This is a genomic window from Streptomyces sp. SID5785 (genome assembly GCF_009870065.1).
GTDB lineage: Bacteria > Actinomycetota > Actinomycetes > Streptomycetales > Streptomycetaceae > Streptomyces.
This window is the reverse complement of sequence record NZ_WWIA01001015.1, coordinates 1-10,263: the sequence shown is the minus strand read 5'-3', so window position 1 is coordinate 10,263 and position 10,263 is coordinate 1. Positions and strand designations below refer to the sequence as shown.

The 10,263-nt window shown below is 70.5% G+C and carries 9 protein-coding genes, 1 tRNA gene and 1 pseudogene; 7 read left to right on the top strand and 4 right to left on the bottom strand.

Annotated features, from left to right (window positions below; all coding sequences use genetic code 11):
* The first annotated feature begins 187 nt into the window (after positions 1-187).
* Positions 188-796 carry an oligoribonuclease gene (gene orn / locus GTW43_RS32905; protein ID WP_161305628.1) on the top strand — a complete coding sequence of 203 codons (609 nt, stop codon included), beginning with the start codon at positions 188-190 and terminating at the stop codon, positions 794-796.
* Positions 797-922: 126 nt separating this feature from the next.
* Positions 923-995 (top strand) — tRNA-His (locus GTW43_RS32900).
* Positions 996-1,152: 157 nt separating this feature from the next.
* On the opposite strand, the gene GTW43_RS32895 is transcribed toward GTW43_RS32900, so the two are convergent.
* Both GTW43_RS32895 and GTW43_RS32890 read right to left on the bottom strand, forming a co-directional pair.
* A complete protein-coding gene (locus GTW43_RS32895) occupies positions 1,153-1,701 on the bottom strand; it encodes an NUDIX hydrolase (protein WP_161305627.1) in 549 nt (182 codons plus the stop codon).
* 48 nt (positions 1,702-1,749) lie between these two features.
* Positions 1,750-3,082: pseudogene (locus tag GTW43_RS32890) on the bottom strand (transcriptional regulator).
* A gap of 158 nt (positions 3,083-3,240) precedes the next feature.
* Between GTW43_RS32890 and GTW43_RS32885 the strand changes: the two are divergent.
* Complete coding sequence (locus tag GTW43_RS32885; protein ID WP_161305626.1) at positions 3,241-3,579, top strand: DUF6415 family natural product biosynthesis protein; 339 nt, start codon at positions 3,241-3,243, stop codon at positions 3,577-3,579.
* Positions 3,580-3,842: 263 nt separating this feature from the next.
* Entirely contained in the window at positions 3,843-4,529 is a 687-nt protein-coding gene (locus GTW43_RS32880; protein ID WP_161305625.1) for a class I SAM-dependent methyltransferase, read from the top strand.
* A gap of 166 nt (positions 4,530-4,695) precedes the next feature.
* On the opposite strand, the gene GTW43_RS32875 is transcribed toward GTW43_RS32880, so the two are convergent.
* A complete protein-coding gene (locus GTW43_RS32875; RefSeq protein ID WP_161305624.1) occupies positions 4,696-5,427 on the bottom strand; it encodes an SDR family oxidoreductase in 732 nt (243 codons plus the stop codon).
* Between the two features lie 98 nt (positions 5,428-5,525).
* Positions 5,526-6,581, bottom strand: a complete 1,056-nt coding sequence (locus GTW43_RS32870) for a LacI family DNA-binding transcriptional regulator (protein ID WP_161305623.1) — start codon at positions 6,579-6,581, stop codon at positions 5,526-5,528.
* Positions 6,582-6,861: 280 nt separating this feature from the next.
* Here GTW43_RS32870 and GTW43_RS32865 point away from each other — a divergent pair, with 280 nt between their 5' ends.
* Genes GTW43_RS32865 through GTW43_RS32855 form a run of 3 tightly spaced genes read left to right on the top strand, consistent with a single transcriptional unit; the run spans position 6,862 to position 10,126 of the window.
* Positions 6,862-8,190, top strand: a complete 1,329-nt coding sequence (locus tag GTW43_RS32865) for an ABC transporter substrate-binding protein (RefSeq protein WP_161305622.1) — start codon at positions 6,862-6,864, stop codon at positions 8,188-8,190.
* Entirely contained in the window at positions 8,187-9,215 is a 1,029-nt protein-coding gene (locus GTW43_RS32860) for a sugar ABC transporter permease (RefSeq protein ID WP_161305621.1), read from the top strand. The genes GTW43_RS32865 and GTW43_RS32860 overlap by 4 nt, the downstream gene beginning before the upstream one ends.
* Positions 9,212-10,126, top strand: coding sequence for a carbohydrate ABC transporter permease (locus tag GTW43_RS32855; protein WP_161305620.1), 915 nt, complete (start codon positions 9,212-9,214; stop codon positions 10,124-10,126). Before GTW43_RS32860 ends, GTW43_RS32855 begins: the two co-directional genes overlap by 4 nt.
* Positions 10,127-10,263 lie beyond the last annotated feature (137 nt).

Sequence of the window (10,263 nt, the reverse complement as noted above, 5' to 3'; positions counted from 1 at the left end):
TCGCCGGTGCTCGGCGCGGCCGCGGCGTCGCTGGCGGCGGGGTCCGTGGAGGGCGGCCGGACACCGTCCGACGCGTTCGCGGGCCGGGCGAGCCTGCCCGGGCCGCGCCCGGCGCCCTAGGGCGCCGGGGCAGGAGGGGGCCGACGTCGTCTGCCGGTGAGGTGATCCGGGCCGTAGGGTTGTCCGCATGAACGATCGCATGGTGTGGATCGACTGCGAGATGACCGGACTCTCGCTGGCGAACGACGCGCTCATCGAGGTGGCCGCACTGGTCACCGACTCGGAGCTGAACGTACTCGGCGACGGTGTGGACATCGTGATCCGCCCGCCGGACGAGGCCCTGGAGACGATGCCCGAGGTGGTGCGGAACATGCACACCACCTCGGGCCTCCTCGACGAGCTGGCGGGCGGCACGACGCTGGCCGACGCCGAGGAGCAGGTCCTGACGTACATCCGTGAACACGTCAAGGACGCGGGCAAGGCCCCGCTGTGCGGGAACTCGGTCGGCACCGACCGCGGCTTCCTGCTCCGCGACATGCCGACGCTGGAGGAGTACCTCCACTACCGGATCGTCGATGTGTCCTCGGTCAAGGAGCTGGCCCGCCGCTGGTACCCGAGGGCGTACTTCAACAGTCCGGAGAAGAACGGCAACCACCGGGCGCTCGCCGACATCCGCGAGTCCATCGCCGAGCTGCGCTACTACCGCGAGGCCGTCTTCGTGCCCCAGCCGGGGCCGGACTCGGACACCGCGAAGGCGATCGCGGCGAAGCACGTCCTGCCTGCTCAGGAGTCCTGACCGGTCCCTCGTCCGCCCCTGTGTACGGGGTCCGGAGCCCCCGGGGAAAACCCGGGCGCGAGCACCCCTTCGGACCCTGTACACTTTTTCTCGGCCGGTCGGAAGAACGACAGAAGACCGGACATGGTGGGTGTAGCTCAGTTGGTAGAGCACCTGGTTGTGGTCCAGGTGGCCGCGGGTTCAAGTCCCGTCACTCACCCTGAAGACTGAAGGCCCCGGTTCGAGAGAACCGGGGCCTTCAGCGTTTCCCCCCGACTCCGCCCCGGGCGGCGCGTGGATCACACGGCGTAACCATGGCTTCGCCAGGGGACGCCCGAGCGGTCGCCGGTCTCACCCACTGACGGTGATCACGCTCGTCAGGTGCGCGCGCCGCCGAGTCGCTGCGCCTGCAACATCAGGAGCGCAGCCACGGCGTTCGCCGACCGGATCTCCCCGCGGGCGAGCAGGTCCGGCACCTCGGACAGGGGGACCCATGCCCGGCGTGCCGACTCGAAGTCGTCCTCCGGGATCTCCCGCACCTGCTCGGCCGAATCCGAGACGTATACCCGGTGGTGCGACGTCGAGATCCCCGGCATCGGGTCGAGGGCGAGGAGCAGCCGCATCGGCCCCGGACGCCACCCGGTCTCCTCCTCGAACTCCCGCGCCGCCGCCACGGCAGGGTCCTCCCCCTCGCCCGTTCCACCGGAGGGCAGCTCCCACCCCCATGCATCGGTGATGAAGCGGTGCCGCCACAGGAGCAACACCTCGTCCGCGTCGTTCACCACGGTGGCCACGGCCACAGGGCGGACCCGGATCACGGTGTGGTCGAGGTGCCGGCCGTCGGGCAGCACGACATCGGCCATGTTCACGCGCACCCACCGGTTCTCGTACACGGTGCGCTCGCCGAGGTTCCGCCACACTGACACGCCGCTCCTGCCTTCCGTCGAGGTACGCCGCCCAGTCGACCACACCGGTTACAACGGGATGCGGAGGGTGTCGTCGATCCGACAGACGACGCCGCGCACCGAGCTGCTGCCGGTGTCCGCGAGACTCCGGCGGATCCCCACGAGCCGGTCGTACAGTCGATGCGACTCCATGCCGTGCGCGGTGTCGAGCATGCGCTCCGCAGTTGCAGCAGCCCGATCGACCTCCCCGCCTCTCACTTCGCAGTCGGCGAGTGTCGCCAGCCGGTGCACCCGCCCTCGGGCGTGGGTACGGATCCCGGCAGCCTCGGCCGCGAACCGCTGCGCGGGCCCCGTGTCGCCGAGTCTCATCAACGTGTCGGCCAGGGCGTTCTCCAGAAGACCGGGCTGTACGTAGCCGGTCTCGACGGGCTCCTCATCGGGTCGGATCAGCCCGGCCTCGGTCTCTGCCTGCTTGATCGCACGTCGCGCGCCGGTGTGGTCGCCCATCCGCGCGAACGCCTTGGCCTGCATCGAGTTGAGGTCGCAGGCGAGGGCCGGGCTGATGGCGTGTCCTGCGGTACGCAGCCCGGCCTCGGCCAACGCAACGGCCTGGCGGTAGTCGCCGAGGTAGAGCGCGTGATTGACGAGAAGCGCTATCACGTAGCCGCCGAACGCCCGGTCCCCAGAGGCCTTGGCCAGACGGAGCGCTTGGTGGTAGTAGCTGGGCCAGGCCCTGAGCGCTGCAGTCGTAGGCGCAGATCCCCGCGACGGCCACGAGGCCGCCGACGGCTCGGTGGAGCTGACGTCCCGTTCCGTCGGAGTACGCCCCGCGCATCAACGGTGCTGTGTCCTCGACGAGGAAGCGCACCACCCTGTCTCGCGTGGCCACGCCACCGGCTCTGCGGTACAGCTGCTCGTAGTGGGCACGCGCGGTACGCAGGTGTTCGACGTCAGGCATGCCGACACGCACCGTGCCGCGGCTGGACACGTCCAGATCTTCCGGCGGGTTCTCCCACTCCCACACGGGTCCGACCGCCGGCAGGCCCGTGATCACCGGCGCCTGCCGCAGATCGGCTCGCTGCTGATGATCGCCGCGCCACAGGGCCGTCGCCCTGCCGATGAACCCGTCCAGGGGCGTACTCACGGCCGGGGCCGAGGCGGGGCCCATGCCGATGTCGTCGAGGGACACGGGGTGACCGAGGCGGCGGCTGAACGCGTCAGCGATGAGGTCGGGCACGACGCCGCGGGGTCTCTGCCCGGCGAGCCATCGGATGACCGAGCTGTGGTCGTAGCGCATGCGTTTCCCTCGTGCCGACCCTGCCGCGTTGACCTGTGCCGCGAGCCCTTTGCGGGACATGCCGGCCTCGGCGAGCAGTGCGTCGAGCAGAGTGTTGGGTTCCATGCCGTGCCCCCGGATCACTGAGAGTCATCACGGTAGCGGGATCCGGTCCACACACTGTGTGAACGGACCAACAGGGCACGCCGGTTGCACACACTCCCGGCGATCCGGGGCCGGCTCCTACGGTCGTTTCACGATCAAAGGGAGCGGAGGCGTTCGGGATGCAGATCAAGGCAGGAGAGACCGCGGCCGGTGGAGTGGCGGCGTTGCTGAATGAGGCCGGCGCGGCGCCGCGCACCCGGCCGGGCGCCGCCCGCCGAACCGAGCTCGATCACCGGCTTCGTGCCGAGCTCCGCCGCCTGGTCCCGCTCGTCGAGGCGCAGGCCGCCGAGCTGAACCGCGGCACGCGCGAGTGGTACTCACGGGACAAGGCGCTCGAGGTCGCATGCGACGCGCTCACCACCGGCCTCAGCCCGAGCTCACTCGCCGCATGCCTCAAGCTCACCGCGCTGGCGCGTGCCGTGCGCACCCTCGACGAGTACGCCGACGGCGAGTCGTGAGCTACGAGGGCGCCCGCTTCTGCGGCCGATGCGACCAGCCGCTCCTGTCCGAGGAGAGCAGCGAGCGCTACGACGTGTTCAGCCCCTCAGGGGCGGGCGGCTCCGTCATCGTGCACAAGAAGTGCCCGCGCGAACCGCGCCCCCGGCAGACGTTCCCTTCCCGCCCCGCCGCTGCCCCCAGACTCCCGCACACGGATATGGCGCGGGCCGGGCGGCGGCCGACGGCAGTCAGGGGCTCCGCACACCGACCCGAAGGACCCGCCGTGCCCGTTCCCCACGACATCACCGCCGAGACCGCGCTCTGGGACACCTACGCCGACTCGGCGTTCGACGCGGACGCGGAACCGTCGTTCTGCTGGACGCAGTACGCCGGCCACGGCCCTGGCCCGGAACTGCTCGGTACCCCGGACACGGTCCTGGAGGTCGGGTGCGGCACCGGCCGCGCGCTCGCCTACCTTGCCGAGCGCGGCGTGAAGGGACGCGGCATCGACCTGTCGTCGGTCATGGTCGGGAAGATCACCGAGCGGTGGGCGCACACGGGTGCCGAGTTCGTGTGCGGTGAAGTCCTCGACGTCCTGGCCATAGACACCCAGACGTATGACGCGGTCTGCTCGATGTTCGGCGCGGCCTGGTTCGTCGACCCGTCACGCCTGTTCCCTCTCGTTCTTGAACGGCTCCGCCCGGGCGGCCGGTTCGTGTTCTCGCAGCCGCCGGCCATCCCGGGCGCCTACGGGCCGCAGGGCATGTACAAGGGTGGGTTCGCGGGCAAGGCCCAGTTCACCTACAGGTACAGCTACAAGCCTGCAGTGTGGGAGCGGCTGTTGCTGCGGGCCGGGTTCGCCACGGCGAAGGCGGTCGTCGTGGACGCGCCGACGCCGGGCCACATCGGAACGCTGATCGTGAGCGCGCAGGCGCCGGTGCGCGGCTTCCAGGTGCACGCGAAGGATTGACGGGCGGGCCTCGGACGAGGTCGCGGACGGGCGTCGAGGCGTCGGCCATGCGGCACAGCGTGTCGAGAATCGGGCGCGCGCGTGCTGCTGCTCGATGCGGTGCACCGTGTACACCGGAGGCCCGGTCTGCTCTCGCGGGCCGGGCCTCGTCGTTCGTCGGGCGGCTTCAACGCCCCAGCGCCGCTCCGCCGTTCACATGATGGATCTGCCCCGTCATGTACGCCGCCTCCGGCGACGCCAGGTAGCGGATCGCCGCGGCGATGTCCGAGGGGCGGCCCGGCTGCCCGGTCAGGGACTGCCTGACCCTGGACGCGACGAACTCCTCCGTCGCACGGTCGCCGAAGAACTCCGTGTCGGTCACGAACCCGGGAGACACCGCGTTCACCGTGACGCCGTCCGCGCCGAGCCGCTGTGCCAGGTCGAAGGTGTACGTGTTCACCGCCGCCTTCGTGCCGCCGTACGAGCCGGGGCCGCGCAGCGCCGCGATCGACGACACCTGCACGATCCGGCCGCCGGGGCGGCGCATGTGGGGCAGCAGCGCCTCGGTGAGCAGTACCGCGGTGAGGACGTTGGCCTCGAAGTTGCGACGGTAGGAGTCGGCGATGCCGGTCAGTGTGCCGTCGTGCGAGGGGGCGACGTTGCCGCCCGCGTTCGCGACGAGGACGTCGACCTCCCCGGACTCCGTGATGAAGTCGCGCGCCGCCGCGACGTCCGCGGGCTCGGACAGATCCCCGGCGAACCAGCTCGCGGCCGGGCCGATCGACTCCGCCGCCTTGCGCAGCACCGCCTCGCGCCGCCCGAGCAGCACGACCCGGTCCCCGTCGGCCGCGAACGCCTCGGCCGTGGCGAGGCCGATCCCCGTGCCGCCGCCGGACACGACCACATGCCTGCCTGTCATGATTCCCTGCCTGTTCCTGTATGTGAATGCTGGTCACATCTCGGTACGGCGTGACGCTAGGCAGCCGCACGGGGCGCGTCAAGAGGCCGGTGACGCCCTCAGGACGACGTCCGCACCACCAGTTCCGTCGGCAGCACCAGATGCCGCACGTCACCGCCGCGCACCGACGCGCGCCCGCCCTCCGCGCGCAGCGCGATCTCGTCGAGCAGGAGCTCGGTCATCGCGCGGCCCATGTCGCGGGTGGGCTGGCGCACGCTGGTCAGGCCGGGCTCCATGTGGCGGGCGATCACCGAGTCGTCGAAGCCGACCAGGGCGACGTCGTCCGGGATGCGGCGGCCCGCCTCGCGCAGCACCTGGCGGGCGCCGGAGGCCATGAGGTCGGAGCAGGCGAAGACCGCGTCGAGGTCGGGCCGGCGGGCCAGGATCTCGGTCATGCACCGCCGGCCGCCCTCCTCGGTGAAGTCGCCGTACGCGATCAGGTCCTCCTCGTGGGCGAGCCCGGCGCCGGCGAGCTCGTCCGTGTAGCCGGTCAGGCGGCGCTGGGCGCCGTACACGTCGAGCGGGCCCGTGATGATCGCGATCCGGCGGCGGCCGCGGGCGGCCAGATGGCCGACGGCCGACCGGGCGCCCGCATAGTTGTCGGTGTCGACCGAGGGCAGCGGCTCGTCCGCCGAGCGGGGGCCGCTGATCACGGTCGGGATGTCCATCTGGAGCAGCCGGTCGGCGAGCGGGTCGTCCGCGTGGACGGAGACGAGGAGGACGCCGTCGACCCGGTGGGCGGCGAGGTAGGCGGCGAGCCGGTCCTGCTCGCGCTCGCCGCGGGCGAAGGTCAGCAGCAGTTGCAGATTCGTCTCTGCGAGCGCCACGCCGACGCCGCCGACCATGCCGGAGAAGTACGGCTCGGAGAAGAACCGGGACTCGGCCTCCGGGACGACGACCGCTATCGAGTCGGTGCGGTTGGCGGCCAGGGCGCGGGCCGCCGTGTTCGGCACGTAGCCCAGCTCGGCGACGGCCTCCTCGACCGCGGCGCGGGTGCGGTCGCTCACCCGCGGCGATCCGTTGATCACCCGGGAGACCGTGCCCCGGCCGACGCCGGCCCGCGCCGCGACCTCCTCGAGGGTCGGACGCCTGCCGTGAGTGCCGCGAGCCACCATGACTCCCACCTCCCCAAGTCTCACGCGGAATCTAACAGCCCGATAACCGCGGCAACTTGTCCCCGCGCAGTCTCTTGACACCCCGTGGCCGGGGCGCGACCCTTCAACACATCACGGATGGGAGCGCTCCCACCCCACTGGTCGCATACAAGAGCCGCACATTCCCCGCCCAAGAGCCGCGCAGTGAACGCACGGGCACCGCATGCTGGTTGGCAGCCGGCCGGGATCGGCACGTCAGAGCACCTGAGTACTTGAGGACGTGAGCACTTTGGAGGACGCAATGCGCACGACGGCCCGTACGTCCCGACGCGCGATGACCTTCGCGGTCGTCGCCGCCCTGGCCACAGGGCTGCTCGCCGGATGCGCGAGCGACAACGACTCCGGCGGCTCCGACGGGGGCTCCGGCGGCGCCGGCAACAAGGGCGGGACGACGATCACGATCGGCACGTTCGGCGTCTTCGGCTACAAGCAGGCCGGCCTCTACGACGAGTACATGAAGCTGCACCCGGACATCACGATCAAGGAGAACGTCACCACCCGGACCGACGTCTACTGGCCCAAGACCCTCACCCGGCTCCAGGCGGGCTCCGGCACCGACGACATCCAGGCGATCGAGGTCGGCAACATCACCGAGGCCGTCCAGACCCAGGCGGGCAAGTTCGTGGACCTCGGCAAGGAGGTCGACAAGTCGCAGTGGCTGGACTGGAAGAACGCCCAGGCCACCACCAAGGACGGCAAGCTGATCGGCCTCGGCACCGACACCGGCCCGATGGCCATCTGCTACCGCAAGGACCTCTTCGAGAAGGCCGGCCTCGAGACCGACCGCACCAAGCTCGGCGCCTCGTGGAAGGGCGACTGGAACAAGTACGTCGACCTCGGCAAGCAGTACATGAAGAAGGCCCCGAGCGGCACCAAGTACGTCGACTCCGCCTCCTCCGTCTACAACGCGGCGCTCGGCGGCGAGACCCAGCAGTACTACGACAAGAGCGGCAAGGTCATCTGGGACACCTCACCCGGCGTGAAGAACGCCTGGGACGTCTCGATGGACGTGGCGACCAGCGACATGTCCGCCAAGCTGAAGCAGTTCGACAAGCCGTGGGACCAGGGCTTCGCCAACGCCAAGTTCGCCACGATCGCCTGCCCCGCCTGGATGCTCGGCTACATCCAGGAGAAGTCCGGTGACGCCGGCAAGGGCAAGTGGGACGTGGCGGCCGCGCCGACCGCGGCCAACTGGGGCGGCTCGTTCATCGGCGTGCCGACCGCGAGCAAGCACCAGAAGGAGGCCATCGCCCTGGCGAAGTGGCTGACCGCGCCCGAGCAGCAGGCCAAGGTGTTCGCCAAGCAGGCCAGCTTCCCGTCCACTCCGGCCGCCTACGACTCGCTGAAGCCGCAGGCCGCGACCACGACGTACTTCTCCGACGCGCCGCTCACGCAGATCTTCTCCGACTCGGCGAAGACGATCCCGATGCAGGTCCACGGCGTCAAGGACCAGCCGATCGGCACCGCGATCACCGACACGGGCATCCTCCAGGTGGAGCAGAAGGGCAAGTCGCCCAAGCAGGGCTGGGAGGCCGCCACGCAGGAGGTCAAGGACGTGCTCGGCCAGTGACCAGCTCCGACCAGGCTCTCGCGCAGTCCGCGTCGAGCGCCGACGCCGCGCCCGGTGACAAGCCGGGCGCGGCGCGGGGCGCTCGCGGTCGCGGTACGCCACCGGCCGGCGGCTCCTCCTGGCGCAGCCGGCTGTACCGCTGGGACATGAAGGCGTCCCCGTACGCGTTCATCGCCCCCTTCTTCATCATCTTCGGCGCCTTCTCGCTGGTGCCGCTGCTCTACACCGCCTGGTACTCGCTGCACGACGTGCAGCTGGCCACGCTCGACCACCAGACCTGGGCGGGTCTGGACAACTACAAGAACCTGTTCTCCTCGGACTTCTTCTGGAACGCCCTGAAGAACACGTTCACCATCGGCATCCTGTCGACCGTCCCGCAGCTGGCCGCGGCCCTGTGGCTCGCGCACATGCTCAACTACCGGCTGCGCGGCTCCACCGTGTGGCGCGTCGTCATGCTCACCCCGTACGCCACCTCGGCCGCGGCCGCGACGCTCGTCTTCGTGCTCCTCTTCGCCCCGGAGAGCGGCATGGTCAACTGGGCGTTCGACCTGATCGGCCTCGACCCGGTCAACTGGCGGGAATCCACCTGGGGCTCCCAGCTGGCCGTCTCCTCCATCGTGATCTGGCGCTGGACCGGCTACAACGCGCTGATCTACCTCGCCGCGATGCAGGCCATCCCCGCCGACCTGTACGAGTCGGCGGCGCTCGACGGGGCCGGGCGGTGGCAGCAGTTCCGCCACGTCACCGTCCCGATGCTGCGGCCGACCATCCTGTTCACGGTCGTCGTCTCCACCATCGGCGCCACCCAGCTGTTCGCCGAGCCGCTGCTGTTCGGCGGGGTCAGCGGCACCAAGGGCGGCTCCGAGCACCAGTACCAGACGCTCGGCCTCTACATGTACGACCAGGGCTGGACGAACGGCAACCTGGGCAAGGCCTCCGCCATCGCCTGGTCGATGTTCCTGATCCTCCTGATCATCGCCGCGGTCAACATGCTGATCACCCGACGGCTGAGGAAGTCCCAATGACCATCAGTGATGTGACGCCACCTCGGGCCGCGGACGAGAGCCCGGCGGCGGCGCCGGACCCCGCGCCCCGCAAGCGGTTCCTCGGCGCGGGCAAGCAGCTGCACGCGGGTCCGATGACGTACACCGTGCTCGTCCTGTTCGCCCTGATCTCGCTCGCGCCGCTGGTGTGGACGGCGATCGCGGCCTCCCGCACCAACGCCCGGCTCGCCCAGACACCCCCGCCCTTCTGGTTCGGCGGGAACCTGTTCAAGAACCTGGAGACCGCGTGGGACCAGGCCGGGCTCGGCACCGCGATGCTGAACTCGATCTTCGTGTCGTCGATGATCACCGTCGGCACGGTGCTCTTCTCCACCCTCGCCGGCTTCGCCTTCGCCAAACTGCGCTTCCGCTTCTCGACCACCCTCCTGCTGCTCACGATCGGCACGATGATGGTGCCGCCGCAGCTCGCCGTCGTCCCGCTCTACCTGTGGATGACCGACCTCGGCTGGGCCAACCACCTGCACACCGTCATCCTGCCGACCCTGGTCAGCGCCTTCGGCACGTTCTTCATGCGGCAGTACCTCGTGACCGCGCTGCCCAGTGAACTGATCGAGGCCGCGCGCGTCGACGGGGCCAGCAGTCTGCGGGTCGTGTGGCACGTCGTGTTCCCCGCGGCGCGGCCGGCCATGGCGGTGCTCGGCCTGCTGACCTTCGTCATGGCCTGGAACGACTTCCTGTGGCCGATCATCGCGCTGAACTCGGAGAACCCGACGGTGCAGGTCGCCCTCAACCAGCTGGGCACGGGCTACATCCCGGACGACTCGGTGATCATGGCCGGGGCGCTGCTCGGGACCCTGCCGCTGCTTCTCGCGTTCCTCCTCTTCGGCAAGCAGATCGTGGGCGGAATCATGCAGGGCGCGGTCAAGGGGTGAGCGTGCGCGACACCGCGCCGCGCCCCTGAAGAAGGCTGCGCGCCGCGCACACCGCCGGCGAGCGGGGCCGCGTCCGTCAGCGGCCCCGCCGCGGAGCACGACCGGCTCCGCCGCGGAGCACGACCGGCCCCGGCCCC

Coding starts and splice junctions, on each gene's coding strand:
- orn (WP_161305628.1), top strand. CDS start 188: ATGAACGATCGCATGGTGTGGATCGACTGCGAGATGACCGGACTCTCG.
- GTW43_RS32870 (WP_161305623.1), bottom strand. CDS start 6,581: ATGGTGGCTCGCGGCACTCACGGCAGGCGTCCGACCCTCGAGGAGGTC.
- GTW43_RS32855 (WP_161305620.1), top strand. CDS start 9,212: ATGACCATCAGTGATGTGACGCCACCTCGGGCCGCGGACGAGAGCCCG.
- GTW43_RS32875 (WP_161305624.1), bottom strand. CDS start 5,427: ATGACAGGCAGGCATGTGGTCGTGTCCGGCGGCGGCACGGGGATCGGC.
- GTW43_RS32885 (WP_161305626.1), top strand. CDS start 3,241: ATGCAGATCAAGGCAGGAGAGACCGCGGCCGGTGGAGTGGCGGCGTTG.
- GTW43_RS32865 (WP_161305622.1), top strand. CDS start 6,862: ATGCGCACGACGGCCCGTACGTCCCGACGCGCGATGACCTTCGCGGTC.